Here is a 26578-nt window from a genome sequence, read left to right as displayed (position 1 = left end):
CAAACGAACGCCGTTCGTAACGATCGAAGTTCGATCGCTGATCTCCCAGAAGGTGTGCCATGGCCACCACCACCCATTCCAGTCCCGCCACCGCCAAGGTCACCGGCCGCATGTGGGCCGTGCTCGCGGTGATCCTCGCCGCGGACGGGCTCGACCTGCTCGACTCGACCATCACCAATATCGCCGCCCCGGCCATCGCCGAGGACCTGCGCGGCGGCCAGTCGCTGATCCAGTGGCTCGGCGCGAGTTACGCGCTCGCGCTCGGCGTCCTCCTGGTCGTCGGCGGGCGGCTCGGCGATCGCTTCGGCAAGCGCCGCCTGTTCCTCATCGGCCTGGCCGGATTCACCGCCGCCTCGGTCGCCTGCGGCCTGGCCTTCGACCCGACCTCGATCATTACCGCCAGGCTGGCGCAGGGGGCGTTCGGGGCGCTGCTCATTCCGCAGGGCTTCGGCATACTCACCGCCGTCTTTCCGCGCGAGCATCTCGGCAAGGCGTTCAGCGTCTTCGGCCCCGTCCTCGGACTGTCCGCTGTCGGCGGTCCGATCCTCGCCGGTTTCCTGATCGACGCCGATCTGTTCGGATTCGGTTGGCGCGCCACATTTTTGATCAATATCGTGCTGGGCGGCGGCGCGTTCGCCGCTGCCTGTCGCCTACTGCCGTCCGACAGCGGGGACGACACCGTCGCCATCGATGGCCTCGGGGCGGCGCTGCTCGGCGCGGGCATGTTCGGTGCGCTGTTCGGGTTGATCGACGGCTCCGCTCACGGTTGGCGCGCCGGGCCTCTCGGTTATCTCGCCACCGGTCTGGTCTGCTTCGGCTTGTTCGCCCGCAGACAGCTGACCGCCGCGAACCCGTTGATCCGGCCGACCTTGTTCAAGAACCGCGGCTTCACCTCGGGTCTGCTGCTCGGTCTCGTGTTCTTCGCCGCGGTGTCCGGCCTGCTCTACGTGTTGTCGCTGTTCCTGCAGACCGGCCTCGGTTACACCCCGACCGGCGCAGCGCTCGGTCTCGCGCCCGTCGCGGTCGGCATAGTGCTCTCCTCGCTCGCGGCGCATCGGTTCATCGCCCGGCTCGGCCGCACTCTCATCCTGATCGGCCTGCTGATCACCCTGACCGGCACCGGGCTGCTGCTCGTGCTCGCCGGGGTGACCGACGCGCCGTGGGCGCTCGCCGGGCCGATCCTGATTCTCGGCCTCGGCATGGGCACCTGCTTCGGCACGATCTATCAGGTCACCATCGGCGATATCGAGCAGGCCGAAACCGGCAGTGCCAGTGGGTCGCTCACGGCCGTGCAGCAGCTCGCCAATGCCGTGGGCGCGGCCGCCGTCACGACCGTGTACTTCCACGCCGTCGGCTCCGGTCAGGTGCACGCGCTGACCATCAGCCTGATTCTCGTCGCCGCCATTACGCTCGCCAGCTGCGGGCTGGTCGGATTCTTGCCGCGCAACGCACCCGTCGACCACTGACGCATCGGCGTCGCGGGTTCAGCACCGTCATATTTCATCGATACGCGGAGCCAGTTCCGCACTCACCAAGGAGATTTCATGATTCTCGTTACCGGCGGCCGCGGCGCGGTCGCCGCCAGTCTGTCGAAATCGCTGCGCGCCGAATGCCTTTCCGTCCAGGTCGGCTCGGCACGGCCGGACCGGCTGCCCGCGGAGACCTCGGCCGTCGCCTGCGACCTCACCGATCCCGAGACCTTCCCCGCCGCCCTCGCCGGTGTCTCCTCGGTATTCCTCTACGCGGAGGGATCGACGATCGATGAATTCGTCTCGGCTGCAAGCGAAGCCGGTGTCGAACACATCGTGCTGCTGTCCTCGTCCGCGGTGCTCGACCCCGATGCCGACGCCAACCCGATCGCCAAGGCGCATCGCACGGCGGAACTCGGGCTCGCCGACGCCCCGATGACCGTCAGCGTGCTGCGTCCGGGCGCCTTCGCGGGCAATGCCCGCGGCTGGTCCTGGTCGATCAAGGCGGGGGACCCCATCAGGCTGCCCTACCCGAACGCCTACACCGACCCGATCCACGAGGACGACATCGCCGCCTGCGCGCACGCCCTGCTCACCGCGCCGACACATCGCGGTACCCACCACACCTTGACCGGACCGGAATCCCTCACCTTCACCGAGCAGATCGATCGCCTCGCGGAGGTCATCGGGCGGCCCGTCGCGGTCGAGCGGGTCACGCCCGGGGCGTGGAAACAGGAGATGGCCGAGCGTCTTCCGGCTTCGTACGCCGATGCGCTGCTCGACTACTGGCGTAGCCGCGACGGCGTTCCGACCGAGATCACCGGTGCCGTCACGACTCTCACCGGCCGTCCGGCTCGCACGTTCACGAGTTGGCTCGAGGAGAACGCCGCCGAGTTCACCGGGTGAGATAGTCCGGAGGGGTTTATGTTCCTCACGACGATGTACGCCGACACGCGCTGTTGCCCGACGGTGGCGCAGACGACGTGCGAGCACGGCGACGAATAGCGGGCGTCCGGCGAGACCGTCGCCACACTCGCGGCACGGGACGACTCCACTCGTCCGACTCCGCAGGATGAACGGCCCATCGCCGCGCGAACCACCAGAATCGCGGCGGCGCTGGCTAATTGAGCGGACGAACATTCCCCCACGTCGGACACGACAGCGGGCCGGACCGCGCCCGCACCGCCCCTCCGCGCGCCGGACCGCCCGGCGCACACGATCTATGCTGGCTGCGAATGTCGGTAGTGCGCCGGGAAGGAGGGCGCGGATGCGCAGCAAACCATCGACGGTCGGCATCGCGCGGGGCGATGGCCTCGTCGCGCGCTTCGGCGGCGTAATCGTCTATCTGGCGGGCGAAACCGCCTCCACGGAGCGGATCCTCGGCACCGTCGAGGCGGTCGCGGAGCAGGAACATCCCGGCGCGGCGCTCGCCCAGCGGCTGGCCGCCGTGATCTTCGGCAGCACCTCCGAGCCGCCGCCGTTCGGCGTGGTCGCGCCGACCGACGACGGCACCCTGATCCTGCTGCGCGGCCCGGTGTTCGCCGAGATCAACGGCGCGGAGGGGACCAGGCGGCTCGACGGAGCACGCGCGTTCACCTGGGTCGACGAGATCGTGCGCGAACCGCTGCGGCGGATCACCGTCGGCACCGACACGGGAACGCCGGTGAAGGCGTTGCCGCGCACGGATCTGCGGGCTGGCGTGGTGCCCGGCGGCGGGTTCGTGCTGCAAGTGGCGCTGCGCCGGGCAGGTAAGACGGCCAAGGGTTCTGCGGCGACTCGACGGTCCGGGTCGACGCCATCGTCCGGGGCTGCGTCCGAGCCCGCACCTACCGCTGCCGCCGGATTCGCCGCTACCCCCGAGCCCACGGGGGCCGACGACGCGGTCGAGCCGGGAGGCTCTGGCAAGGCCTCCCCGAGCGCCGAGACTCCGACCTCCGCGGTGCCGGCCGCCTTCGATACCTCTGACAGTTCCACCTCTTCGCGCTCGTCCGCGTCCGAAGCCCCGTCGCCGACCCGCTCCACCTCGGCCGCATCCCCCACCACGATGCACCCCACGGGATCGGCGCGCCCTCGGGTCAGGCCGCGCCCGCCGATCGGCAACCGCCCCGCAGCGGACCGGCCGCTCGCCTGGTCACAAGCCCGCCAGCCCGGTGCCTACCCGGAACCCGTTGCGCTGCACAAGAACTCGGCCGACCGCGCCATGCGCGTCGTGCGCCCCGTCGCCGAGCGGGACCGCGCCGTCGGCACCCTCATCCTGGAGAACGGCACCGCCTATCCCCTGGACCGCCCGTACGTCATCGGTCGCGGCCCGCAGACCGACGACTCCGTCCGCGCCGCCACCGCCGCGCCCATAGTGATCCAGCGCGACCGCCACGTCTCTCGCGTCCACGCTTACGTCTCGGTCGACCGGGGCAAGGTCTTCGTCCGCGACGCGAACGCCACCTCCGGCACCTTCATCGCGCCTCCCGGCACCGATCAGTGGACTCGAATCGGCACCTCCCCCACCGAACTCCTCCCTGGCTGGAGCGTCCGCATCAGCGAACGGGTCATCACCTACCGGCATCCGGAGGAGCCCACGCCGGTCGCCGCGAGTCCTGACGCACCGGCGTAGCAGCCCCACGCACTCAGCTCCGACGGCAGGCATGGCGAAGGCCGCGGGAGTGTCAGTCAGCCCCTCCTGGTCAAGGTTTCGGCTTTTCCGCCGGAATGCGCTCCGTCTCGTCTTCGTCCGCGTCATCGCCGTCGGTCTCGACCTCGCCGACGCCCGCGTCACCGAGTTCGTCCTCCGGCACCGGCATCGGCGAGGCGTACCCGAGCAGAAACGCCACCGCCGCAGTGACTCCCGCGAACGCCAGCCACAGACCGGTGTCCGGCACCCACCACCGCGCCACCGACGCGATGAACGCGAACACCAACCCGATCCCGAGACCCGGTGCGAGCAAGCGCAATCCGCGCCGACCCCGGGTGACCGAAAACCGGTGCCGGGCAATGGCGAACCCGGCGTCGGCGAAGCCGAGCGCGGTGAGCACAGCTAGTGCGATCCCGAACAACCCGTACACCGACCACAGCGACCCGCGCACATCGGTGATCACCGGTATCGCGGCCACCGCCGTCCCGTTCGCGTCGTAGACCGCGAGTTCGCCGCCCATCAACCCGGTCGCCTGCCCCGCCAGCCCCCGCAGCTCCAGCCGGTACCGCAGCGCGTCCGATTGCCCTGGCGCGATGGATAATTCGACGTCGGTGGAGTAGGAGAAGTAGCTGAGGCCCAGCACGTGCCCCGTGAGATCGACGCGCCGAATCTCCAGCGCCGCACCGGTATTGTTGGTCAGCTCGACGGCGACCCGAATCGTGCTGTCCGGCTGTAGCCGCAGCGGCTTGTCCACCGACGTCCCCGCGATATCGTGCCCGTCGAAACTCGCGGACATGTCGACCCCGTCGGGCCGCGCGCCCGCCTGCGCCGCCGTCCAGACCAGCAGGATCAGCAGCATCGACCAGACCGCCCGCCGAGGGCGATGCGAGTCACCGCTCATTCGACCCTCCGCGCAGGCAGATACGAGACGATGCGCAGGCCGTAATACCACCCGCCGAGCAGGAGCACGAACAGAATCACGGTGAGCGTCGACGTGCCCGATCCGACGGTGCCCACCAGCACCACATCCAGCGGCGCGACCAAGGTGCGCCCGCATCGCGCGGTCACCTGATGCCGGCCGATCTCCACCGCGCCGGTGACCAGGGGCACCTCGAACGCGCCGTCCGCACCGGCCACCGTCTTCCCGACGGCGACGTCTCCGATCGTGACATCGACCGGCGCTTGCGGCTCGCATCCGTGGCCGCTGGCCCGGACACCGGCGCCGGGACCGATCGCCGACGGCGTGAGATCCATTGCGGCGGGCGGCAATCGGGGTGGTGGCAGCAGTGCCGGCTCCGGAGCGGGCGGCACGACGGCCGGTGTGCGCTCCGAGTTCCTGGGCGGTCCGACCACCTCCGGCCGCCGCTCCGGCCGCGGTGGTGGAGCCTGCTCCGAGGTCGGCGGGGCCTCCTCCGGCGTGGTCGTCGTGGGTTCGGGCGGCGTGGTCGTGGTGGCGGACGGACTCGTGACGGAAGGGCTCGTGACCGGCGGAGTGGTCACCGACGGAGTCGTGGTCGGCGGCGTGGTCTGCGAGGTCGTCACCTCCGGCGGTGTCGGCTCGGTCGGCGATACGGTCGGGCAAAGCGTCCCGTCGCAAGGCGGCTGGTGCGGCGCGAACGGCCTGTCGTGCGCTCCACCGACGTTCGGGGGCGCGTCTGGCCCACCGGTCCCGCCCTGCGGCGGTTGCTGTGCGGGCACGACCGGCCCGCCGTGTCCCGACGGTGTCGGCAACGGGCTGATCGGCTGCCCAACGAGCACGATGTCCGCACGGGTTGCGGCGTCATCACCGCCCGTCGGCGATCGCAGCACCGCCGAGAACTCCGCGGATCCCTCCTCGACATACACGAGCGGCGCCGAATCCCCACGCGCAGCCTCCCCCGAAAACCCCACCAGCGCAAGACAACTCAGGCTCCCGACCAGCACCCCGCCCGCGCGAAACCTCCCTGCCTGCCGACGCGCTGCGCCGGCACGCGCAGCAGCAGGTGCCAGCGTCCCCATCGGCCATGCTCTCGCTAGACGAACCGCCGCCGTCGCTCCATCCCAGCCACGTGGCGGACTCCGTACGACCGCGCCTACGTGCGTGCGATCCCTAGCATCGTAATGCCGTGTGCGCCAATACGGAGGCATCTCGATCGACCCCGCCCGCGCCCGACACCCCGCGAAATCCCGGGACGCGCGGGCTCCCCACGCCGATTAGGGTCAGCGCGTGTTACGCGCCCGTATCGTTCCGGGTGCATACCATCGAAATAGCTGGTCCCCTGCCCGACTGAGACAGCGCGAAGAGGACAATACGAATTATGCACCGTAATGGGCCGACCGAGGACATCGATGAGTCCGCGCTAAGCGTGAGCGCGCCGAAAGAGCAGGCCGCGGGTGTCACCGCGGTCGCGGTGTCGCTGAAACGCGCGGTCGACGAGATGGGCGTGATTCGCACCGCCCGCACCCTCGCGCGGGTCAATCAGGTGCACGGCTTCGACTGCCCCGGCTGCGCCTGGCCGGAGCCCACCGGTCATCGCCGCCCGGCGGAGTTCTGTGAGAACGGCGCGAAGGCGGTCGCCGAGGAGGCGACGCTGCGCACGGTCACGCCGGAGTTCTTCGCCGCCCACTCGATCGACGAGCTGGCGGGCAAGTCGGGTTACTGGCTCGGTCAGCAGGGCAGGCTGACCCATCCGATGGTGCTGCACCCCGGCGACACGCACTACTCCCCCATCGAGTGGGACGACGCCTACCGCCTCGTCGCGGATCACTTGGGCGCCTTGGCATCTCCGAACGAGGCCGTCTTCTACACCTCCGGCCGCACGAGCAACGAGACCGCGTTCCTCTACCAGCTGCTGGTCCGCAGCTTCGGCACGAACAACCTGCCGGACTGCTCCAACATGTGCCACGAGTCCTCGGGCGCCGCGCTGGTCAGCTCGATCGGCATCGGCAAGGGCTCGGTCTCGATCGACGACTTCGCCGCCGCCGACCTGATCATCGTCGCGGGCCAGAACCCGGGCACCAACCATCCGCGCATGCTCAGCGCGCTGGCCGACGCCAAGTCCAAGGGCGCGAAGATCGTCGCGATCAACCCGCTGCCCGAGACCGGCCTGCTCGGCTTCCGCGATCCGCAGACCGTGCAGGGGTTCACCACCGGCGTGTCCATCGCCGACGACTTCCTGCAGATCCGCCTCGGCGGCGACATGGCGTTGTTCCAGGCGCTCGGCAGGCTCCTGTTCGAGGCCGAGGACCGCGCGCCCGGCACCGTGGTGGACCGGGAGTTCGTCGACGCGCACTGCGCCGGCTTCGACGAGTACGAAAAGCACGCGCGCGCGGTGGATTTCGACGCCGTCCTGGTCGCGACCGGCCTCACCATGGCCGAGATCGAGCGCACCGCACAGCGATTCGCGGAGTCGAAGAACATCATCATCTGCTGGGCCATGGGCCTCACCCAGCAGGCGCACGGCGTCGCCACCATCGAGGAGGCGACGAATCTGCTGCTGCTGCGCGGCATGATCGGCAAGCCTGGCGCGGGCGTCTGCCCCGTGCGCGGGCACTCGAACGTGCAGGGCGACCGCACCATGGGCATCTGGGAGAAGATGCCCGACGCGTTCCTCGACGCGCTCGACCGGGAGTTCGGCATCGCCAGCCCGCGCGAGCACGGCTACGACACCGTCGACGCCATCCGCGCCATGCGGGACGGGCGCGCGTCGGTGTTCTTCGGAATGGGCGGCAATTTCGTCTCGGCGACCCCGGACACCGCGGTGACCGAGGCCGCGCTGCGCACGTGCGCGCTGACCGTGCAGGTCTCCACCAAACTCAACCGCAGCCACGTCGTGCACGGCAAGACCGCGCTGATCCTGCCCACCCTGGGCCGCACCGACGAGGATCTGCGCGACGGCCTGAAACAACAGGTGTCGGTGGAGGATTCGATGTCGATGGTGCACCTGTCGACCGGTCGGCTGAAGCCGGTGAGCAAACATTTGCGCAGTGAGATCGCGATCGTCTGCGACCTCGCGCTGACCCTGTTCGGCGCGGACCACCCGGTCCCCTGGGCGCGCTTCCGGCGCGACTACGACACCATCCGCGACGCGATCTCCCGGGTCGTGCCGGGTTGCGCGGACTACAACACGCGGGTGCGCGCCCGCAACGGCTTCGTGTTACCCCACCCGCCCCGGGACAGCCGCGAATTCCGCACCGGCACAGGCAAAGCCAACTTCGCGGTGAACGAGCTCACCTGGACCCCGGTGCCCGAGGGGCGACTGATCCTGCAGACGATACGCAGCCACGACCAGTACAACACCACCATCTACGGCCTCGACGACCGCTACCGCGGCGTGCACGGCGGGCGCAAGGTGGTGCTGGTGCACCCCGAGGACATCACCGCGCTCGGCTTCGCGGAAGGCGAACTGGTGGACGTGATCTCGGAGTGGACCGACGGCACCGAGCGCAGCGTCGAGGGTTTCCGGCTCGTCGCCTACCCCACCCCGCGCGGCAACGCGGCGGCCTACTATCCGGAGACCAATCCCCTTGTGCCGCTTGATCATGTCGCGGCGCGGTCGAATACGCCGGTGTCCAAGTCGGTGACGGTCAGACTAGAACGAGCGCGCCATGAGTAGAGTCACCGCCCGACGCAGAATGCGCCGGATCTCGCCCACCGGCGATATCCAGCGCCCCGACACCCTGGCCGTCGAGGAACCCCTGGAGATCCGAATCGGCGGCGAGTCGCTCACCGTCACCATGCGCACCCCCGGCAACGACGTGGACCTCGTGCACGGATTCCTGTTGAGTGAGGGCATGATCGGCGTCGCCGAGGAGATCATGGCCGCCCGCTACTGCGCGGGCACCGACGACGAGGGCCGCCAGACCTACAACGTCCTCGACCTCACGCTGCGCAACCCCGCCACGTCCCGGCCGCGCAACTTCCTGACCACCGGCGCGTGCGGGCTGTGCGGCAAGACCGCCCTCGACGAGGTGCGCACGCTGTCCCGATACCCGATCGCCGAGGGCGGTCCGGTGGTGGACACGCAGGTGTTGGCCGGCATGCCGAAGACGTTGCGCAGCAAGCAGTTCCTCTTCGAGGCGACCGGCGGCCTGCACGCGGCAGGCCTGTTCGCCGCCGACGGCACCGCGCTCGCGGTGCGCGAGGACATCGGCAGGCACAACGCGGTGGACAAGGCGATCGGCTGGGCGCTGCGCGAAAACCTGGTCCCCGCCCGCGATCTGGTGCTCATCGTCAGCGGCCGCGCCTCCTTCGAGCTGGTGCAGAAGGCGTCGATGGCCGGCATCGCGATGCTCGGGGCCGTCTCCGCGCCCAGTTCGCTCGCGGTCGACCTCGCCGCCGAGAGCGGGCTCACCCTGGCCGGGTTCCTGCGCGGCGACACGATGAACGTCTACACCCACCCCGATCGGATCGTCGCGGGTTCGAGCACCTCCTCCATGCTGGCCTGATCCGCCCTTGCCGGGGCCCGTTTCGCGGTGACAGCATGTACTGGGAGCGGTTCGACGGGCAGGGAGAGACCGATGCGGATCTCGGTGGAGGGCACGCAGGAGGGGCTGCGCGTGCGGATGCGGTTCGAGCAGTACCGCCGTCGCCTGATGAGCACCCGAATCGTCTTGGCGCTCTTGGCTGTTCAGGGCTCCTTCACCGGGCTGTGGGCGACGATCGCGCCACATTCCTGGTACACCAGCTTTCCCGGCTTCGGCATGCACTGGACCGCCGCCGACGGACCGTACAACCATCATCTCGCTGCCGACGTCGGCGCGTTCTTCCTGGCGCTCACCGCGGTGACCATCGCGGCGCTCGTGCACAACAGCACCGGCGCGGCGCGGATGGCGGGCATCGGCTGGGTGGTCTTCGCCGTGCCGCACTTCGTCTACCACGTCTTCCACCGGCCCGCCGCGTTGAGCGGCGTCAGCTTCACCCTCAGCCTCGTCGGCGCGGCCCTGGTGCTCGTTCTCGGCGCCGCCTGCCTGCTGCTGCCGCCGCGCGGCGACATTCCCCTGTCGGATCCGGCGCCGGTGCACGTCAAGTTCCCGCGTCGCCGCCGCTGACAACGCCCCACAGCCCGGCTAGGCGCTGTGGGGCGTTTGCACTGTCTGTGCGGCTGGGGGCTGAGCTACATGGCCAGGACCGCGAGCAGGCGGTCCCTCGCGAGACACAGCCGCGCCACCGACGTGAGGTTTCGTTCCCCGGTCACACCGTGAGCCGTCGCTGTCAGTCCTTCAGGGCGTCCAGTAGGGCCGCGCGCTGACGTGCGCCGAGCCCGCCGATCCGGCGATCCTCCGGGATCTCCGCCTGATCCATCAACTTGGCGGCCTTCACCGGGCCGACACCGGGCAGAGCCTTGATCACCGCGGCGACCTTGGTCTTCTTGACCAACTCGTCGGAGTCGGCCTTCTTCAACAGGTCGGCGACCGAAACCTTGCCCGCCTTCACCTTGCCGATCAGTTCGGAGCGCGCCTTGCGGACCGCTGCCGCTTTGGCCAACGCTTCAGTGCGCTGCTCCGCGGTCATGGTAGGCAGTGCCATGTCTCCTCCGCTTCCACTCGTCACTCGAACATCTGGTTGACCGGACCGAGTAAACAGCACTCCACCGGCAGCGCAAGGCCGACACACCGGGCCGGGACGGCGGAGTTAGCGATGAGTTTCCTGGTTGGGGGCCGTCGAACGCAGTAATCGGCGGGCAAAATGGGCGGAAATGACTTTTCGGTCCGCTGACCGAAATGCCGGTAACACCGTACGGCGCGGACGCGACAGAATCTACGAAAGCATCAGCGCGGGATAAAGGTTCAACGGCGAACCACGGGGGATCAACGGCGATCCCCGGCACCGGGCGCGATCGGATCATCGACCGTCACCGGGTCCGCGACGCGCGGATGCCGACAACAGCACAGCGTCTGCGGGGGCGTTCCAACTTTCGGGGGGATTCCGCACGGCCCGAGCCACTTCGGTCGACGTGAACAGCGCTACGACAGCGCGAACCGATCCTTGACCGCCCCCGCGGCTGTGCTGCTACTCTGCCGAACTAGAACACGTTTCACTTCGGCAGGAGTTTCGATGACCAAGCAGATCCGCGATGTGGTCGAGCAGTACGTCAAGCTGGTCGGCTCCGGCCCGACCGAGGCGGTCGTCGAGCTCTACGCGCCCGACGCCACCGTCGAGGATCCCGTCGGCACCCCCGTGCGGCACGGTCACGCCGCCATCCGCGAGTTCTACGACGTGCTCGCCGCGCTCGACCGGGAGACCGAGCTGCGGCCGGAGACCGTGCGCATCGCGGGCAACGAGGCGGCCTTCATGTTCACCGTCGTCACCCGGGTCGCCGGACAGCGGTTCACCCTGACCCCCATCGACGTCATGGAGTTCGACGACACGGGCAAGATCACCCGCATGCGCGCCTTCTGGAGTCAGGAAGACATGGTCGTCGAACCGGAGTGACTCGCCGGGTTTTTCGGCGCGGATAGCGCTCGAGCGTGTCCTCGGCACGCGGAATCGACTATGAAGAGTAGGCGTCGATGCCGCCTGTCCGTTACCCTCGCAGCGAGCTACTACCCAGCTCCCGGTGATCGGGCAGCCCGGCATCTCCCGATTTGTCGAGTTCCGTTCAGCCCATCCACTTTTGGAGCAGCATGCCCGAGGAACACCCCTTCGACGACGTCACGCAGCTGGCACAGCGGGTCGAGCGGGCCCGTGGCCGCATGGCCTACCAGTTCGATCCCGCGCTGACCGAGGTCCTGGCCGAGGACGAGCTGGAGGCCGAACGCGAACTGGCCGAGCGCATCCGCACCCAGGACCGCGGGCAGCGCTGGAAGTACGCCCAGGCCGTCTCCGCCGCCGCCGACCGCGCCAGGCAGACGAAGGAGGCCATCGAGAAGGCCGACATCCGCGACCTGCTCATGGCGCGCAAGGCCATCGCCTCTCAGCGCCGCGAATCCAGCCCGCACGCCCAGCTCGCCTCGCTGTACCGACACCGCGCCTGGTCGCTGCGCGCGCTGGCCGGCGTGGTGATCGCGGGCATGCTGTGGTCGGCGGTCAACGTGCAGCACAACATCGCCCCCGACGGCGTCACCGATCCGCTCTACTGGTTCAGCTACCTGGTCGAGGCGATGATCAGCGTCTGCCTGGTGATCATCATGATCGGCACGACCAAGCTGGCCGAGTGGGGCGTGCTCAACAGCCGCACCCAGGTCGTCACCGCCGAAATCGTGCTGCTGGCACTGACGGTCGGATTGAACACGTACCCCCACGTGCGCGACGCGCGGTGGTTCGACGCGGGAGTGCACGCGGTCGCGCCGATGATGATCGGCGTGGCCTTGCTGACCCACAATGCGGCGAGCGCGCGGTACAGCCAGGCGATCACGCGGGCCACCGAGCATATCCGGGAGAATCCGGATCGGCCCCGGCCCATGCATGACACGTTGCTGGGGGCGCAGCGGGGGTGAGCGGGCCGCTCGAGGCTACCGACTTGTCGTGATCGGCCGATGTCCTTGCGGGGGTCGAGTGGTCGGCGGTACCGTTTGCGCAGGTAATGGGCCGGGCAGCGGGGCGTATCCATAGTGGGTTCGAGCAGCGGCGGTTAGGGGAACGCATGGTCGGCGGTCGCGGGGTGCGGTGGGTTGCTGCGGTGGGGGCTGTGTTGGTCCTGGGCGGGTGTGGGGGTTCGACGGATGGGGCGCCTACGGGTGTAAGTCCAAGTGGGACTACGAGTGTGAGTGTCAAGCCGTCGGGGGCCAAGGATCCTGATGCAGCGATTTGGGATCCGTGTACGGCGTTGCCGGATGATGCGTTGCGGGGTGGGGGGCTCAGTCCGGAGACGCGGACGAAGGATGTCGCGGGGATAGACGCAGCTGGCTGGAAGGTTTGCAGCTGGAGGTCGTCCGCCCGCTGGTACACCCTCGCATTGCTCTCCGGTGAACCCTCGCTCCAACAGTTTCAACAGCGTCGAGACTTCGAAAGCTTTACACCCCTGACGATTGAAGGACGACCGGCGCTGCAGTACTTGTTTGTCGGTGATGAAAAGCGCCTCGATTGCGGTGTAGCTGTCGAGGTCCCCCAGGGAAGAGCTAACGGAACTGTTGGTTTCCTGGTCACCACCCGGTATTCCGTCGGCAAACTAGGTGACCCGTGTGAGCAGGCAGTTCGACATGCCAACGATTTTGCAAAGTATCTGCCTGGCGGAGGGAACTGAACAATGGAATCGGCTGCTGGACAATCGAACTGGCGCCAGCTACTCGACCGGGCCAACGCAGGTGAGCTCAAGTTGAGTCCGGAGGTGGGTAAGGACTTGGACGCGAAGTGCGAGGCTTACCTGGACGACCTCGATGGTATCCGTGACTCCACCCGGCAGATTCAACAACTTTCGGGTTTCGGCGGTATGCCATCAGGTCCAATCTTGGAGCGAAAGTTCTCGCTAAAGGGCAGAGATGGCGACACCTCACTACAGGGATCACTAGAGACCCACATCGAAGAAGTACTGCTGATGCGCCAGGTCTTCGCCAAAGCCATCGAGAACTACCATGCGGTCGACGCGGCCAACCGTCAAGATATCGCGGCACTACACGTCCCTGAGGTCGGCTCATGAGTCAGGACGACTATCAAGCACGAATCATCGCTGCCCAGCAGCAGTGGAACGACGATCGCACGGCGATCTACTGGCACCGGGGCAAGCTCGCCCAAGAGCTCGAACAAGGCTACGACCCGCCGTCGATCACCAACCCCGGCGAAGACCTGTTCGCCATCGAGACCGGAACACTCCAGGATCTGATCAGCAAGGTCGAAGCGATGAAGCCCAGCCAGGCCTGGGATGCCTCGCAGATGTGGCAGAACGTCAGCGCTGCGTTCCGCGATAAGTCCCACGCCTTCGGTGACGCCATCAGAGCCACAGTCACCCACGGTTGGGAAGGCCTAGCTGCGGATCAAGCAATTGAATCGGTCACGAACTATGTCAATCAATCGCAACAACTGACTCTCGCCACCGAACTCATCTCGGTGAAACTCAACGAGCTCTACACCGGCCTGCATCAAACCCAAGCCCTGATGCCTCGCGCCGGCGACAGCAGCCCCGATCTGCGTGGCAAAACCCTGCCTAGCGAAGGCGTGCTGAAGGTCAGCGATCACACCCAAACCGAAGCGACGAACGAGGCTCGGCGGGTGCTGCGCACGGTGTACTGGCAGGTCGCGAACCAAACCGATAATGGGGTTCCTATCATCCCGAACAGCCCAATGATGGTGAGTAACCCGGTCCCACCGGTAGGTCCCCTATCACCTTCGCCCGGCGCATCGATTCAGTCCGGCACAGGCGACCAGCCCAAGCAGGAGGCCTCGACGCCGACCGAGCAGAAGCCCGTCGACTCGAATCAGGATCCGAACTCGGCGACCCAACCTGCCGCCGACAACCCGCAGACCACCCCGTCCAGCACGACGACACCACAATCCACCCCTCAGTCGAACAATCCCGCGTCGACGCCGACCAACACCCCGGCTGGCACGACGAACTCGAGCTCCCCGAGCACGACAACTCCGGCGACTCCGGTGCCCAGCCGCAGCACGACTCCCGGCAGCCCGACGACTCGCTCGCCCGGCACAACGACCAGTCCCGGCCGTCCCGGAAGGCCAAGCACACCAGGCTCTCCCGGCACGCCGAGCCCAGGCCGCAGCATCCCAGGCACCCCGCAACAGCCAGGAACCGCTACCCCACTGGCCGCCCGCTCCAGCACCAGCACCATGGGCCGAGCTGGTACGAGCGGTACGCCGATGGGCGGCGCGCCCGCCAAGAGGGACGACGAGGAACGCACCCACCAGACCAAGGACTACCTGATCCGGGACTGGTCCGAAGAGCTACTCGGCGAGCCGGACAAGGCGGTCCCCCCGGTGATCGGGGAAAACTGAGCGTGCGCGGTTGGCGGTTCACCGGCCAGGAGTTCGACATCCTCTGGTCGGCGTACGGCCGCGATCGCCTCCCGTACCCGCTGGCGTTCCGCCCGACGACGGCCGTCGACTGGGAAGACCTTGTGCGGCAACGCGAGGCCGCCATTCAGTCACTACTCGGTCAGTATTCCGAGAATCTGGAACTCGCCCTGTCGACGCTGCTGGAACCCGAAACGCGCGTCGAGTCAAAGGGTTTCGGAGGCTCCGGATTGACCACCGTTTTCCGGTTCCACGGCGCGGTTCGAAATGGCTCCGGCGCCACCCTCGTTCAGCTGCCCGGCACCGCCGAGGACACCGGCGGCGACGTGATCATAGGCCTGTGCGCGCCGAACGAAGTGGCCGCCGCCGCGGTGGCGGCGCTGCCGAAGACACCGGCGGGCAGTCGACCAGCCGTCAGTTTCCGCCGAGAGGAAATCGCCACCGACCGTCAACGCTACAGCCGTCGCCCCAACGAACTGAGCATCAACGAACAACTGAGCCGAATGTTCAAGCGCGACCGCACCGCCGTCGGCGAGATCACCGTATTCCCGGGCCCGGCAATGGATTCCAGGCCGACCAACGACGGCCGCGGCTTCCTCTGGGCCGACTACGCGGACGACGGTCGCTACTACATCAAGTCCGGCGACCCGATAGTCGCCACCCCCATGAGTCCCACCGCCATGACCAACGAGATAGCCCGCCTGGTGGACCTGACCCACCGCCACTACCGCATGGAAACCGAGCAGAACAACACCACGTGGTGAAGGCGTCCGGTAGACCACCTGGGCGATTAGTTCACGTCGGTACGAGCCCGCCGACACCCGGACATGGAACTGCCCCGAGCTCGACATCGGGGTCGATCTCGGGGCAGTGGGAATCGCATGGGCCGCGAGTGCCTGCAGGTGTTCACCCGCGATCCACTTCTTCTACCTACCGGAGAAACCGGTCCCCGCGACTCCAGTGGGTGCGGTGACCAACAGCAGCTCCTCGACACATGCATCGCGGGGAGGACGGGATTCGTTACAAATATTCGCCGATGACTTTCGCCGAGCGGTGTTCCCTGTGTCGGCGGCATCCCAGACCGAACCGTCTTCGACCCACGACAAGCGCACTGGCGTAGGCCGGCCAACGAGATCGGTCTCGGAAAACTCGGCTCATACCGCGAGGCCAGCGGCACCAGCCCCGTCGAAAAGCCAACTCACAGTACGCGTTCTACCAGCAGCAATATGCCGATGACGATCATGGCGACCCCGGACACCCGCGTGACGAGCCGGGCAGCCGAGGGCCGGGCCCGCAGCACGGTACGGGCCAGCACGCCGACGCACAGATAAATCGCCGCGCAGCTGAGCGTGTGGATCAGCCCGAGGGTGCCGATCTGGGCCGCGAGCGGCCACGAGCCGGTGCGATCGGTGAACTGCGGAAGCAGCGCGAGAAACAGCAGCAGCGCCTTGGGATTCAGCCCGCTGATGCCGATGCCCCGCAGGACGCTGGCCCCCCACGGCGCGGGCTCGGCCTCCCCCGGCATAGCGGCCAGCGTACTCGCCGTCGCGAGCGTGGTCCCGCCGAGCCACATCAGATACACCCCACCGAACACCGTAAGCGCCGTCAGCACACTGGGATTGCGGTCCACCACCGCCGCGACGCCCGCGGCGACCACCGCAGTCAACGCGACATACCCCAGCAGCAGTCCCCCGACGGCGGGCACCACCGATCGTTCCCGCAGGCCGGCGGTGATCGCGTACGCCCAGTCCGCGCCGGGCACGAGGATCAACAGGACCGACACCGTCCAGAACGCGGCGATATACCCGAGGGCCATGCGGCACTGCTCCCTTCACTCGACTACCCGTGGGAAGGATAGGCGGGAGCAGCTAGCAGTTGATTCCAAGTATTCGCAGTTCAGCGCCCATTTGTGGAAGGATCTCCCCCATGGATCGCGTCGACCGGAAGATTCTTGCCGAACTACAGCGAGACGGCCGGCTCACCATCACCGAACTCGCCGCCCGGGTACGGCTGAGCCTGTCCCCGTGCCACCGCCGGCTGCGGGAATTGGAGAGGTCGGGAGTGATACGCGGCTACCGCGCGCTCGTCGACGCCGCGGCCGTCGGCCTGACGTTCGAAGCGCTGGTCTTCGTGACGATGCGGCAGGAGGATCGCACGACCGTGGCCGCGTTCGAGCAGGCCGTGGCGGAGATCCCGAACGTAGTGCAGGCGCAGCGCCTATTCGGCGATCCGGACTTCCTGCTGCGCGTCGTCGCGGCGGATCTCCCCGCGTTCCAACAGCTTTACGACGAGAAGCTGGCCACGCTCCCCGGAGTGCAGCATCTGACGTCGACGCTGGTGATGAAGCACGTGGTCCACGAGCGACCGGTGCCGCTGTAGTCGCGCCGGTCAATATCGACCGTAGCGACCCTCGACGGCGTCCTTGGCCTCCTTGAGACCGCTGCCGGTCAACTCCCGGTAGCGCTTGATGGCCTGAATCTTCTTGCCCTGCGCCAAAAGCGCGTCGACCTCGGCGAAACCCTGCGGAGGCCGCGCCGGAGGCGGCACGGCCCAAACGGGTTCGGCGGCAGGAGGTTCCTGGATCCCCAGATGCTCGAGGATCAGGTCGACCTTGTAGTGCAGCGCGTCGATCTTCCGCTCTAGGCGGCGGTGGGCGAACATGAGCAAATCGTAGTGACCGCTGCTGGTCGGCGGTGACCCAGCGGTGCCGAGCGGTTACGCGGTGCCGAGCAGGGCGTCGGCGAGATCGGCGGCGGTGTCGAAGGCGGCGAGGTCGCCGGCGACCTCGAGCAGCCGGTCGACGCAGCGGGGCCCGGTGACCAGGCGAATCCGCCGGTCGGTGCGTTCGGCCCAGTCGCGGGCCTCGATCAGCACGTGCAGCGCGGCGATCCCGAAGAAGGTCACCTGGGACAGGTCGACGACGACCAGCGGCGCGGCGGTGTGCAACGATCCGATCAGCTCGGACCGGAACTGTGCGGCGGTGTAGAAATCCACTTCACCGGCGAGGGCGCACAGGGTGACTCGCTCGCTGGGTGAGGTGACGGACATGCTCATTCGAACTGCCGACTCGGGCCGACCGGGCAACGTCACTCGGCTCGGGGCAGGTTTCGACGTTGTGCTCGCGGGAAATGCGGTAGTAGCAAGAGGGGTCGACATGCGGATCTCAGTCCTGTCGCGCACGGCAATTGGCGTCCGTTGCCGGCATCGCGTTGCGTTCCAGGGCTACCCGAGCCCCAGAACTAGGCTGTGTGCTCAACCCTGAACTCGGAGTACCCCGCGCCCGAATTCGCTACACCTTTTCCGTACCACTTATTTCCCACTGGTAACAATGAGAGAAGCCACCGCGCGGTACGCGGTGGCTTCTCTCGAATCTCGGTGCCTACGCGGACTTTTCCCGGCGTTCGGTCCGCTGCGCCTTACGCGGCACGATGGTCGGCAGCACATTCTCGGTCACGGTGTCGGAGTCGACGACAACCTTGGCGACGTCGTCGCGGCTGGGGATGTCGTACATCACCGGCAGCAGGACCTCCTCCATGATCGCGCGCAAACCGCGAGCACCGGTGCCGCGCAGGATGGCCTGGTCGGCGATCGCCTCGAGCGCGTCGGTGGTGAACTCGAGGTCCACCCCGTCCATCTCGAACAGCCGGACGTACTGCTTGACCAGCGCGTTCTTCGGCTCGGAGAGGATCTTGACCAGCGAGTCCTTGTCCAGGTTGGTCACCGAGGCGACGACCGGCAGGCGGCCGATGAACTCGGGAATCAGGCCGAACTTGATCAGATCCTCCGGCATCACCTCGGCGAAGTGGTCGGCGGTGTCGATCTCGGACTTGGACCGCACCTCGGAGCCGAAGCCGATGCCGCGGTGGCCGGTGCGCTCGGAGACGATCCGCTCCAGGCCCGCGAACGCGCCCGCGACGATGAAAAGCACGTTGGTGGTGTCGATTTGGATGAATTCCTGGTGCGGGTGCTTGCGTCCGCCCTGCGGCGGCACGCTCGCCTGGGTGCCCTCCAGGATCTTCAGCAGCGCCTGCTGCACGCCCTCGCCGGAGACGTCGCGGGTGATCGACGGGTTCTCGCTCTTGCGGGCGATCTTGTCGACCTCGTCGATGTAGATGATGCCGGTCTCGGCGCGCTTGACGTCGTAGTCGGCGGCCTGGATCAGCTTCAGCAGGATGTTCTCGACGTCCTCGCCGACATACCCGGCCTCGGTCAACGCGGTGGCGTCGGCGATGGCGAACGGGACGTTGAGCATCTTGGCCAGCGTCTGCGCGAGGTAGGTCTTGCCGCAGCCGGTGGGGCCGAGCATGAGGATGTTCGACTTGGTGAGCTCGACGACCTCGCCGCGGCTGTCTCGGCCCTTGTCGCCGGCCTGGATGCGCTTGTAATGGTTGTAGACGGCCACCGCGAGTGTGCGCTTGGCGGTGTCCTGTCCGATCACATAGTTCTCGAGGAAGTCCCGGATCTCCGCGGGCTTGGGCAGCTCGTCGAGCTTGACCTCGCTGGACTCGGCGAGTTCCTCCTCGATGATCTCATTGCATAGATCGATGCACTCGTCGCAGATGTACACCCCTGGTCCCGCAATGAGCTTCTTGACCTGCTTCTGACTCTTTCCGCAGAACGAGCACTTGAGCAGATCGCCGCCATCTCCGATGCGCGCCATCTCGTGGGTCCCTACTTCCTTGTCCGCGTGCAACCGTCCGTCCAGGTTGCCAGCTATCTGCCGCGTTTCTGGTCCGCGCCACCGGTCGTGGTCGCAAACGCATCGACCGTTCCGGTGGGTGAGGCAGTGCTGTCAACCGGGAGCAAAGGTCCCTAGGTTGACCGTACCTGGTGTGTGCGATGGAGGTCGACAACTCGAGCATGTTTCTCCGCCGGGTTGTGCGAGTTCTCACGGCACCGGAGCGCGTTGTGTCCGTTCAGCGGCCGATTCGAGCGCCGGCCGCTTGTTTCATCGTGGCTGGTGACCGGAGCGTTTCCGGGCCTGCCGTCGCACCGGAGCAGTCCGGCCGGGCGGCACGCCGCTGGGCGCGCCTCCCGGCCGGAACTCCCTGGGGCATAGCAACTTACGAGCGAACTGCCGCCGGGATCGGCGATTCGCTCCGGTCGATCACTTCTTCTGCGCGCTGAGCTTGCGGTAGTCGAAGACCTGGTCGATGATGCCGTACTCCTTGGCATCCTCGGCGGTGAGGATCTTGTCGCGGTCGGTGTCCTTGCGGATCTGATCCGCGTCCTTGCCGGTGTGGCGGGCCAGCGTGGTCTCCATCAGGCGACGCATGCGCTCGATCTCGGCCGCCTGGATCTCCAGGTCCGACACCTGCCCCTGGATGCCACCCTCCAGCGACGGCTGGTGGATGAGCACGCGGGCGTTCGGCAGGCAGGCGCGCTTGCCGGGGGTGCCCGCGGCGAGCAGCACGGCCGCGGCCGAGGCGGCCTGGCCGAGGCAGACGGTCGCGACGTCGGCGCGCACGTACTGCATGGTGTCGTAGATGGCCATCAACGAGGTGAACGAGCCACCGGGCGAGTTGATGTACATCGTGATGTCGCGATCGGGGTCGAGGGACTCGAGCACGAGCAACTGCGCCATCACGTCGTTGGCCGAGGCGTCGTCGACCTGCACGCCGAGGAAGATGATGCGCTCCTCGAACAGCTTGTTGTACGGGTTGGACTCCTTGACGCCGAAGCTCGAGTGCTCGATGAACGACGGCAGGATGTAACGCGACTGCGGGCCCTGCGGCGCCATGCCGCCGAGTGCGCGGGGGTCAAACTGGTTGGCCATCTTGGTCTCCAAAGTCTGTGTGAGTAAGCGGCTGCGCGCTGGAACGGACGAAGGGTCGCCGATGGCGCCTAGTTGTCGCTCACGCCGTTGGTCTGGTTCGCGTGGCTGATGACACGGTCGATGAAGCCGTACTCCAGCGCCTCCTTGGCGGTGAACCAGCGGTCGCGGTCGGCGTCGGCGGTGACCTGCTCCAAGGACTTGCCGGTGTGCAGCGACTGCAGCTCGTTGAGCTCGCGCTTGGTGTGCGCGAACTGCTCGGCCATGATCGCGATGTCGGCGGCGGAACCACCGATGCCTGCCGACGGCTGGTGCATCATGATCCGCGCGTGCGGCAGGGCGAAGCGCTTGCCCTTGGTGCCCGCGGTGAGCAGGAACTGGCCCATCGAGGCGGCCAGGCCCATGCCGACGGTGCGGATGTCGCACTCGGCGAACTGCATCGTGTCGTAGATGGCCATGCCCGCCGTCACCGAACCACCGGGCGAGTTGATGTAGAGCGAGATGTCCTTGGTCGGATCCTCCGCCGTGAGCAGCAGGATCTGGGCGCAGATCTTGTTCGCGATGTCGTCGTCGACCTGGGTGCCGAGGAAGATGATGCGCTCACGAAGCAGGCGCTCGTACACCGAATCGCTGAGGTTGAGACCAGCAGTAGCGGACGTCATAGCGATCCCTGCCTGGTTACTTGTCACGGATACCTGCCTTCTCGTACTGGCTCGCTGGCCGACGGCCATCTCTGGTTCGTTGTCACAAACATTAACGAAGCAGGGCGGCACCGAACTCCCGGTACCGCCCTACTTCGCTCACAGCGCAACTTCGCTGGCGCTCAGTTGCGCTGTGCTCAAACTATTCGGCCTTCGCCGCGGCGGTCTCGGTCGACTCGCCGGCGGCCTCGGTGGTCACCTCGACCTCGTCGCCCGCGTCGGAATCCTCAGGCGCGCCGAACATTTCGGCGGTGTCGACGACGTTGCCCTCGGAGTCGGTCACCTTGACCTTGCCGACGACGCCCGCGAGCGCCTTGCCGCGCCGCACGTCGGCGAAGATCGCGCCGAGCTGGCCCGCCTGCTGGACCTGCTGGATGAACTGCTCCGGCGCGAGGCCGTAGCGCTGGGACTGGAACAGGATCCGCTCGGTGAGCTCTTCCTGACCGACCTGGGTGTTCTCCGCCTCGGCGATCGCGTCGAGCAGCAGCTGGGTGCGCACCGACTTCTCGGCGGACTCCTTGGCGTCCTTGTCGAACTCCTCGCGGCTCGAGCCCTGGGCCTCGAGCGCCTCGGCGAGCTTGGCCTCGTCGTGGTCGAAGCCGTGCACGGCGTCGTGGGTGACGGCGTCGATCTCGGCCTGCACGACCGCCTCAGGCAGCGGCACCTCGACCTGCTCGAGCAGGGTCTCCAGCACCTTGTCGCGGATCTCGCCCGCCTGCTGCACCTTCTTGCTGCGCTCGACCCGGCTGCGCAGGTCGGCCTTCAGCTCCTCGAGGGTGTCGAATTCGCTTGCCAGCTGGGCGAAGTCGTCGTCGGCCTCGGGCAGCTCGCGCTCCTTGACCGACTGCACGGTGACCGTGATGACGGCTTCCTTGCCCGCGTGCTCACCGGCGACCAGGTTGGAGGTGAACTCCTTGGACTCGCCGGCGGACAGGCCGACCAGCGCCTCGTCCAGGCCCTCGATGAGCTGGCCGGAGCCGACCTCGTGGGACAGGCCGGTGGTGGCCGCCTCGGGAACGTCCTCGCCGTCGACGGTGGCCGAGAGGTCGATCGAGACGAAGTCGCCGTTCTGGACCGGGCGCTCGACGCCGGTGAGGGTGCCGAAGCGCTGGCGCAGCGACTGCAACTGCTCATCGATGTCCTCGTCGCCGATGGTGAAGGCGTCGACGGTGACCGCGATGTTCTCGTAGTCGGGCAGCGTGATCTCGGGACGCACGTCGACCTCGGCGGTGAACGCGAGCTCCTGGCCGTCCTCGATCTTGGTGATCTCGATCTCGGGCTGGCCGATGACCTTCACCTCGGAGGCGGTGACGGCCTCGCTGTAGCGGCCGGGCAGCGCGTCGTTGACGACCTGCTCCAGCACGGCGCCGCGGCCGAGGCGGGCCTCGAGCAGCTTGGCCGGCGCCTTGCCGGGACGGAAGCCGGGGATCTTGACCTGCTTGGCCAGCGCCTTGTACGCGCGGTCGAAGTCCGGCTTCAGTTCCTCGAAGGGCACCTCGACATTGATCCGGACCCGGGTCGGGCTCAGCTGCTCGACGGTGCTCTTCACGGACATGCTCCTTGTGTGTCGTCTGTTCTGGTTGAGACGCGATCCCCGTCGGCCCCGGCTGTCACCGGGACCCCGGCGCCCGCCGGGCTGGCGAGGGACGCGGCGTACGCATCCCGACCAGGTTAGTTGACCGGCCGGGGCGGGCTGCACTGGGCCGCTTTTCGGGCCCCTATTTTCCGACCGAGACCGCGTCGGTGACGAAGACGAGCGTCTCGTTGGGGGCGATGCCGCTGCGCCCGCTCGCGCCGTAGCCCAGGTCCGGGGGCACGATCAGCAGCCTGCGCGAGCCCGTCTGCACGCCGACGAGTCCCTGGTCCCAGCCGGGGATGACCTGGCCGCCGCCGAGGGTGAGATCGAAAGGAGTGCCGCGGTCGAAGGAGCTGTCCTTCTTCTGGCCGTTGGACCAAGTGACCAGCGCGTAGTTCATCTTCAGCTGCTGGCCGGCCGCCGCGCCGGGGCCGCTGCCCTGGACGAGATCCTTGGTAATCAGTTTCTTGGGCGGGTCGCAGTTGTCGGGCAGGGTGATCTTCGGGGCGGTACCGAAGTCGCCACTCACGCCGATATCGTCCGCGGTGCATTCCCGGCCCTTGCTCGCGGTCGGGTTGGCCTGCGCGGGCGCGGTGACCTTGGTGGCGGCCGCGGAGGTGGACGAGGGAGCCGACGACGACTTGTCGTCGGAGCCACAGGCGCCCAGGGCGAGCGCCGCCGCGGCGATGGTGCCGATCCCGATGATCCTGCCGAGTGTGTGCATGCGGCGGACCCTAGACCATCGCGGCGGTGCGTGTCCGAGTCGGACGGCGCATGTCCCCAGAACATGAGTTGCCGGTGCGTGTCTGAGTCGACGGTATTTCTCCGGGTACCCGGCGCATGTCCGAGTCGCCCGGTGCGCGCCGAAGTGCCGTTAGGCTGGCGACGAAGTTCTCCCCCGACCAGAGGAGAGGCAGCGCATGACCCACATGGCTAGTGCGGGTGGCGATACTTCGGCCGACAATGTCGGCAGCGCGGGTGGCGAGACCGTCGCCCCGCGGCCCTACCGGCTGACCGACGTCGAAGGCCCGCTGGACCGCGACGAACTGACCTCGATCGACGCCTGGTGGCGGGCGGCGAACTACCTGGCCGTCGGGCAGATCTATCTGATGGCGAACCCGCTGCTGCGCGAGCCGCTGCGCCCCGAGCACATCAAGCCTCGCCTGCTCGGGCACTTCGGCACCGTGCCCGGGTTGAATCTGGTGTGGGTGCACGCCAATCGGGCGATTCGCCAGCGCGGGCTCGACGCGGTGTTCGTGGCCGGGCCGGGGCACGGCGGGCCGGGGCCGAACGCGTGCGGCTGGCTGGAGGGCACGTACTCCGAGCTGTACAGCCACATTCCGCAGGACGAGGCGGGGATGGGCGCGTTGTTCGCGCAGTTCTCCTTCCCCGGCGGGGTGCCGAGCCACTGCGCGCCGGAGACGCCGGGGTCGTTCCACGAGGGTGGCGAGCTCGGCTACTCGCTGCTGCACGCCTACGGCGCGGCGCTGGACAATCCGGACCTCACGGTGTTCTGCGTGATCGGCGACGGCGAGGCGGAGACCGGCCCGCTCGCCACCAGCTGGCACGCCAACAAGTTCCTCAATCCGGCACGCGACGGCGCGGTGCTGCCCATCCTCGCGCTGAACCAGTACAAGATCGCCAATCCGACCATCCTCGCGCGCATTCCGGAGCAAGAGCTGGTCTCGCTGCTGCGCGGGTACGGCTACGAGCCGGTCATCGTCGCGGGCGACGATCCCACGGTCGTGCATCAGGCGATGGCCGTGGCGGTCGACACCTGCATGGAGCGCATCGCGCAGATCCAGCGGGCCGCGCGCGGCGGCGCCGACGGCGGCCGACCGGCCTGGCCGATGATCGTGCTGCGCACGCCGAAGGGCTGGACCTGTCCGCCGACGGTGGACGGCGACCGGGTCGAGGGCACGTTCCGCGCGCATCAGGTGCCGCTGCCTGCCGCGCGCACGGACGCGAGTCACCGTGCGGTACTGGAACAGTGGCTGCGCTCCTACCGTCCGGAGGAGTTGTTCGACGAGGCGGGCAGGCCGGTGTCGGAGCTGCTCGACCAGGTGCCGGAGGGCGATCGGCGCATGAGCGCGAACCCGACCGCCAACGGCGGCACGCTCATTCGCGATCTGAACCTGCCGGACTGGCGGGACTTCGGCGTCGAGGTCGCCACGCCGGGCGGCTCGCGGCACGAGGCGACCAGGGTGCTCGGCGCGTGGTTGCGCGAGGTCACCCGGGGCAATCCGGACAACTTCATCACGTTCGCGCCGGATGAGCTGGCCAGCAACCGTTTACAGGACATCCTCGAGGTGACCGGCCGCAACTGGCAGGCCGAGATCGGCGAGTACGACGAGCGTCTCGACCGCACCGGACGGGTGGTCGAGGTGCTGTCGGAGCACATGTGCCAGGGCCTGCTGGAGGGATATCTGCTCACCGGCAGACACGGGGTGTTCACCTGCTACGAGGCGTTCATCCACATCGTCGACGCGATGTTCAACCAGCACGCCAAGTGGCTCGACGCCAGCGCGGGGGTGCCGTGGCGGCGGCCCATCGCCAGCCTGAACTACCTGCTGTCGTCGCATGTCTGGCGTCAGGACCACAACGGGTTCACCCATCAGGACCCCGGCTTCCTCGATGTGGTGCTCAACAAGAAGCCCTCGATCGTGCGGGTATACCTGCCGCCGGACGCGAACACCCTGCTGTCCACCTACGACCACTGCCTGCGCTCGCGGCACTACGTCAACGTGGTGGTGGCGGGCAAACAGCCGCAGGCGGATTGGCTTTCGGTGACCGACGCGGCCGAGCACTGCGCGCGCGGCATCGGCATCTGGGACTGGGCGGGCCACAACGACGAGCTCGGCACCGTGCCGGACGCGGTGCTGGCCTGCGCCGGTGACGTGCCGACGCTGGAAACCCTTGCGGCGGCGGCGATTCTGCGCGAACGGTTGCCGGACCTGCGGGTCAGGGTGGTCAATGTGGTCGATCTGATGCGCCTGCAGCCGCAGGACGATCACCCACATGGCTTGCCCGACAGCGAGTTCGACACGCTGTTCACCCACGACCGGCCGGTGATCTTCGCCTTCCACGGCTACCCGTGGCTGGTGCACCGGCTCACCTACCGGCGGGCCAACCACGCCGGGCTGCACGTGCGCGGCTACAAGGAGCGCGGCACCACCACGACGCCGTTCGACATGGTGATGCTCAACGATCTGGACCGGTATCACCTGGTGATGGACGTCATCGACCGGGTGCCCAGCCTGGGCGAGCGGGCGGCGGGGCTGCGCCAGGAGATGGTGGACGCGCGCTGGGAGGCGCGGGCGTGGACCCGCGCGCACGGCGAGGACATTCCCGAGGTCGCCGACTGGAGTTGGCCGTACCCGCGCGGGTGATTTCCGTATCGGTTACGCGGTGACGAAACTTCCTTGCGCAGGTCCGGGCGGCTGGGCGACGATCGCTGCATGCTGCTCACGATCACCTGCACACCACCGGAGGGCGCCGGCTGGCCGGCGACCGACCTGGGGTTCTTGCTGCACAAGAATCCCGACCGG

At 67.8% G+C, this 26578-nt stretch carries 26 protein-coding genes; 15 read left to right on the top strand and 11 right to left on the bottom strand.

All coding sequences use genetic code 11. The features are described 5' to 3' along the window. Nucleotides 1–59: 59 nt before the first annotated feature. The 3 genes from ON39_RS08590 (at nucleotide 60) to ON39_RS08580 (ending at nucleotide 4080) form a co-directional block, all read left to right on the top strand. Nucleotides 60–1466 carry an MFS transporter gene (locus ON39_RS08590; protein ID WP_040732769.1) on the top strand — a complete coding sequence of 469 codons (1407 nt, stop codon included), beginning with the start codon at nucleotides 60–62 and terminating at the stop codon, nucleotides 1464–1466. A gap of 78 nt (nucleotides 1467–1544) precedes the next feature. Continuing rightward, entirely contained in the window at nucleotides 1545–2375 is an 831-nt protein-coding gene (locus tag ON39_RS08585; RefSeq protein WP_040732768.1) for an NAD(P)H-binding protein, read from the top strand. 361 nt (nucleotides 2376–2736) lie between these two features. Then, the gene (locus ON39_RS08580) at nucleotides 2737–4080 is read left to right on the top strand and encodes an FHA domain-containing protein (RefSeq protein WP_040732767.1); all 1344 of its coding nucleotides are present in this window, start codon (nucleotides 2737–2739) and stop codon (nucleotides 4078–4080) included. A gap of 70 nt (nucleotides 4081–4150) precedes the next feature. Here ON39_RS08580 and ON39_RS08575 read toward each other — a convergent pair whose 3' ends face one another. Together ON39_RS08575 and ON39_RS48110 are read right to left on the bottom strand one after the other, a co-directional pair. Further along, nucleotides 4151–4999 carry a hypothetical protein gene (locus ON39_RS08575; protein ID WP_051186415.1) on the bottom strand — a complete coding sequence of 283 codons (849 nt, stop codon included), beginning with the start codon at nucleotides 4997–4999 and terminating at the stop codon, nucleotides 4151–4153. Next, nucleotides 4996–5640, bottom strand: a complete 645-nt coding sequence (locus ON39_RS48110) for a hypothetical protein (RefSeq protein WP_146251284.1) — start codon at nucleotides 5638–5640, stop codon at nucleotides 4996–4998. The genes ON39_RS08575 and ON39_RS48110 overlap by 4 nt, the downstream gene beginning before the upstream one ends. Nucleotides 5641–6395: 755 nt before the next feature. Between ON39_RS48110 and ON39_RS08565 the strand changes: the two genes are divergently transcribed. The 3 genes from ON39_RS08565 to ON39_RS08555 all read left to right on the top strand — a co-directional run bounded on the left by ON39_RS08565 (nucleotide 6396) and on the right by ON39_RS08555 (nucleotide 10128). Next, nucleotides 6396–8693 carry an FdhF/YdeP family oxidoreductase gene (locus tag ON39_RS08565; protein WP_040732765.1) on the top strand — a complete coding sequence of 766 codons (2298 nt, stop codon included), beginning with the start codon at nucleotides 6396–6398 and terminating at the stop codon, nucleotides 8691–8693. After that, complete coding sequence (fdhD, locus tag ON39_RS08560; protein WP_040732764.1) at nucleotides 8686–9525, top strand: formate dehydrogenase accessory sulfurtransferase FdhD; 840 nt, start codon at nucleotides 8686–8688, stop codon at nucleotides 9523–9525. Before ON39_RS08565 ends, fdhD begins: the two co-directional genes overlap by 8 nt. A gap of 72 nt (nucleotides 9526–9597) precedes the next feature. Continuing rightward, entirely contained in the window at nucleotides 9598–10128 is a 531-nt protein-coding gene (locus ON39_RS08555; protein WP_051186413.1) for a hypothetical protein, read from the top strand. A 163-nt stretch (nucleotides 10129–10291) separates the two neighbouring features. Here the strand turns inward: ON39_RS08555 and mihF are convergent, their stop codons facing one another. Beyond that, on the bottom strand, nucleotides 10292–10606 hold the full coding sequence (gene mihF, locus ON39_RS08550; protein ID WP_029895202.1) for an integration host factor, actinobacterial type: 315 nt from the start codon (nucleotides 10604–10606) through the stop codon (nucleotides 10292–10294). A 528-nt stretch (nucleotides 10607–11134) separates the two neighbouring features. Here mihF and ON39_RS08545 point away from each other — a divergent pair. The 6 genes from ON39_RS08545 (at nucleotide 11135) to ON39_RS08525 (ending at nucleotide 15744) form a co-directional block, all read left to right on the top strand. Beyond that, entirely contained in the window at nucleotides 11135–11512 is a 378-nt protein-coding gene (locus ON39_RS08545) for a nuclear transport factor 2 family protein (RefSeq protein ID WP_040732763.1), read from the top strand. A 191-nt stretch (nucleotides 11513–11703) separates the two neighbouring features. Next, complete coding sequence (locus ON39_RS08540; protein ID WP_040732762.1) at nucleotides 11704–12516, top strand: hypothetical protein; 813 nt, start codon at nucleotides 11704–11706, stop codon at nucleotides 12514–12516. A gap of 86 nt (nucleotides 12517–12602) precedes the next feature. Beyond that, nucleotides 12603–13262, top strand: a complete 660-nt coding sequence (locus ON39_RS51380; RefSeq protein ID WP_083894320.1) for a DUF3558 domain-containing protein — start codon at nucleotides 12603–12605, stop codon at nucleotides 13260–13262. 3 nt (nucleotides 13263–13265) lie between these two features. Further along, on the top strand, nucleotides 13266–13655 hold the full coding sequence (locus ON39_RS45720) for a hypothetical protein (RefSeq protein ID WP_051186412.1): 390 nt from the start codon (nucleotides 13266–13268) through the stop codon (nucleotides 13653–13655). Further along, nucleotides 13652–14962 (top strand): hypothetical protein, encoded by a 1311-nt coding sequence (locus tag ON39_RS08530; RefSeq protein WP_040732761.1) that lies wholly within the window; start codon nucleotides 13652–13654, stop codon nucleotides 14960–14962. Before ON39_RS45720 ends, ON39_RS08530 begins: the two co-directional genes overlap by 4 nt. Nucleotides 14963–14964: 2 nt before the next feature. Further along, a complete protein-coding gene (locus ON39_RS08525; RefSeq protein ID WP_051186411.1) occupies nucleotides 14965–15744 on the top strand; it encodes an ESX secretion-associated protein EspG in 780 nt (259 codons plus the stop codon). A gap of 434 nt (nucleotides 15745–16178) precedes the next feature. Here the strand turns inward: ON39_RS08525 and ON39_RS08520 are convergent, their stop codons facing one another. Beyond that, nucleotides 16179–16796, bottom strand: coding sequence for a LysE family translocator (locus ON39_RS08520; RefSeq protein ID WP_040732759.1), 618 nt, complete (start codon nucleotides 16794–16796; stop codon nucleotides 16179–16181). Between the two features lie 110 nt (nucleotides 16797–16906). Here ON39_RS08520 and ON39_RS08515 point away from each other — a divergent pair, with 110 nt between their 5' ends. Next, a complete protein-coding gene (locus ON39_RS08515) occupies nucleotides 16907–17359 on the top strand; it encodes an Lrp/AsnC family transcriptional regulator (protein ID WP_040732758.1) in 453 nt (150 codons plus the stop codon). A gap of 9 nt (nucleotides 17360–17368) precedes the next feature. Here the strand turns inward: ON39_RS08515 and ON39_RS08510 are convergent, their stop codons facing one another. The 7 genes from ON39_RS08510 to ON39_RS08480 form a co-directional block, all read right to left on the bottom strand. Continuing rightward, nucleotides 17369–17641: a ribosomal protein bL12 gene (locus ON39_RS08510; RefSeq protein ID WP_040732757.1), complete on the bottom strand. Its 273-nt coding sequence runs from the start codon at nucleotides 17639–17641 to the stop codon at nucleotides 17369–17371. Between the two features lie 54 nt (nucleotides 17642–17695). Further along, entirely contained in the window at nucleotides 17696–18034 is a 339-nt protein-coding gene (locus ON39_RS08505; RefSeq protein ID WP_246003094.1) for an STAS domain-containing protein, read from the bottom strand. Nucleotides 18035–18359: 325 nt separating this feature from the next. Beyond that, entirely contained in the window at nucleotides 18360–19640 is a 1281-nt protein-coding gene (clpX, locus tag ON39_RS08500) for an ATP-dependent Clp protease ATP-binding subunit ClpX (protein WP_040732756.1), read from the bottom strand. Nucleotides 19641–20087: 447 nt separating this feature from the next. Then, nucleotides 20088–20756 carry an ATP-dependent Clp protease proteolytic subunit gene (locus ON39_RS08495; RefSeq protein ID WP_040732778.1) on the bottom strand — a complete coding sequence of 223 codons (669 nt, stop codon included), beginning with the start codon at nucleotides 20754–20756 and terminating at the stop codon, nucleotides 20088–20090. 68 nt (nucleotides 20757–20824) lie between these two features. After that, nucleotides 20825–21415 (bottom strand): ATP-dependent Clp protease proteolytic subunit, encoded by a 591-nt coding sequence (locus tag ON39_RS08490; protein WP_040732755.1) that lies wholly within the window; start codon nucleotides 21413–21415, stop codon nucleotides 20825–20827. Between the two features lie 181 nt (nucleotides 21416–21596). Further along, nucleotides 21597–23003, bottom strand: a complete 1407-nt coding sequence (gene tig / locus ON39_RS08485; protein WP_040732777.1) for a trigger factor — start codon at nucleotides 23001–23003, stop codon at nucleotides 21597–21599. Nucleotides 23004–23172: 169 nt separating this feature from the next. Next, nucleotides 23173–23754, bottom strand: coding sequence for an FKBP-type peptidyl-prolyl cis-trans isomerase (locus ON39_RS08480; RefSeq protein WP_040732754.1), 582 nt, complete (start codon nucleotides 23752–23754; stop codon nucleotides 23173–23175). Between the two features lie 196 nt (nucleotides 23755–23950). Here ON39_RS08480 and ON39_RS08475 point away from each other — a divergent pair, with 196 nt between their 5' ends. Next, the gene (locus tag ON39_RS08475) at nucleotides 23951–26419 is read left to right on the top strand and encodes a phosphoketolase family protein (protein ID WP_211336422.1); all 2469 of its coding nucleotides are present in this window, start codon (nucleotides 23951–23953) and stop codon (nucleotides 26417–26419) included. A gap of 69 nt (nucleotides 26420–26488) precedes the next feature. Beyond that, nucleotides 26489–26578, top strand: a 90-nt coding sequence (locus ON39_RS48560; protein ID WP_157195420.1) for a hypothetical protein, incomplete at its 3' end; no start/stop codon positions are given.

This window comes from Nocardia tenerifensis NBRC 101015 (genome assembly GCF_000308715.1).
Taxonomy (GTDB): Bacteria; Actinomycetota; Actinomycetes; order Mycobacteriales; family Mycobacteriaceae; genus Nocardia; species Nocardia tenerifensis.
This window is presented reverse-complemented; position numbering and strand designations above follow the sequence as displayed.

Bases quoted from the DNA above. Each gene is read 5' to 3' on its own strand.
- clpX (WP_040732756.1), bottom strand. From the start codon at position 19,640: ATGGCGCGCATCGGAGATGGCGGCGATCTGCTCAAGTGCTCGTTCTGC.
- ON39_RS08480 (WP_040732754.1), bottom strand. From the start codon at position 23,754: ATGCACACACTCGGCAGGATCATCGGGATCGGCACCATCGCCGCGGCG.
- ON39_RS08475 (WP_211336422.1), top strand. From the start codon at position 23,951: ATGACCCACATGGCTAGTGCGGGTGGCGATACTTCGGCCGACAATGTC.
- ON39_RS08495 (WP_040732778.1), bottom strand. From the start codon at position 20,756: ATGGCCAACCAGTTTGACCCCCGCGCACTCGGCGGCATGGCGCCGCAG.
- ON39_RS08540 (WP_040732762.1), top strand. From the start codon at position 11,704: ATGCCCGAGGAACACCCCTTCGACGACGTCACGCAGCTGGCACAGCGG.
- ON39_RS08575 (WP_051186415.1), bottom strand. From the start codon at position 4,999: ATGAGCGGTGACTCGCATCGCCCTCGGCGGGCGGTCTGGTCGATGCTG.
- ON39_RS08580 (WP_040732767.1), top strand. From the start codon at position 2,737: ATGCGCAGCAAACCATCGACGGTCGGCATCGCGCGGGGCGATGGCCTC.
- mihF (WP_029895202.1), bottom strand. From the start codon at position 10,606: ATGGCACTGCCTACCATGACCGCGGAGCAGCGCACTGAAGCGTTGGCC.
- ON39_RS08515 (WP_040732758.1), top strand. From the start codon at position 16,907: ATGGATCGCGTCGACCGGAAGATTCTTGCCGAACTACAGCGAGACGGC.
- ON39_RS51380 (WP_083894320.1), top strand. From the start codon at position 12,603: ATGGGCCGGGCAGCGGGGCGTATCCATAGTGGGTTCGAGCAGCGGCGG.
- ON39_RS08530 (WP_040732761.1), top strand. From the start codon at position 13,652: ATGAGTCAGGACGACTATCAAGCACGAATCATCGCTGCCCAGCAGCAG.
- ON39_RS08520 (WP_040732759.1), bottom strand. From the start codon at position 16,796: ATGGCCCTCGGGTATATCGCCGCGTTCTGGACGGTGTCGGTCCTGTTG.
- ON39_RS08590 (WP_040732769.1), top strand. From the start codon at position 60: ATGGCCACCACCACCCATTCCAGTCCCGCCACCGCCAAGGTCACCGGC.
- ON39_RS08585 (WP_040732768.1), top strand. From the start codon at position 1,545: ATGATTCTCGTTACCGGCGGCCGCGGCGCGGTCGCCGCCAGTCTGTCG.
- ON39_RS08545 (WP_040732763.1), top strand. From the start codon at position 11,135: ATGACCAAGCAGATCCGCGATGTGGTCGAGCAGTACGTCAAGCTGGTC.
- ON39_RS45720 (WP_051186412.1), top strand. From the start codon at position 13,266: ATGGAATCGGCTGCTGGACAATCGAACTGGCGCCAGCTACTCGACCGG.
- fdhD (WP_040732764.1), top strand. From the start codon at position 8,686: ATGAGTAGAGTCACCGCCCGACGCAGAATGCGCCGGATCTCGCCCACC.
- ON39_RS08505 (WP_246003094.1), bottom strand. From the start codon at position 18,034: ATGAGCATGTCCGTCACCTCACCCAGCGAGCGAGTCACCCTGTGCGCC.
- ON39_RS08490 (WP_040732755.1), bottom strand. From the start codon at position 21,415: ATGACGTCCGCTACTGCTGGTCTCAACCTCAGCGATTCGGTGTACGAG.
- ON39_RS08565 (WP_040732765.1), top strand. From the start codon at position 6,396: ATGCACCGTAATGGGCCGACCGAGGACATCGATGAGTCCGCGCTAAGC.
- ON39_RS08510 (WP_040732757.1), bottom strand. From the start codon at position 17,641: ATGTTCGCCCACCGCCGCCTAGAGCGGAAGATCGACGCGCTGCACTAC.
- ON39_RS08555 (WP_051186413.1), top strand. From the start codon at position 9,598: ATGCGGATCTCGGTGGAGGGCACGCAGGAGGGGCTGCGCGTGCGGATG.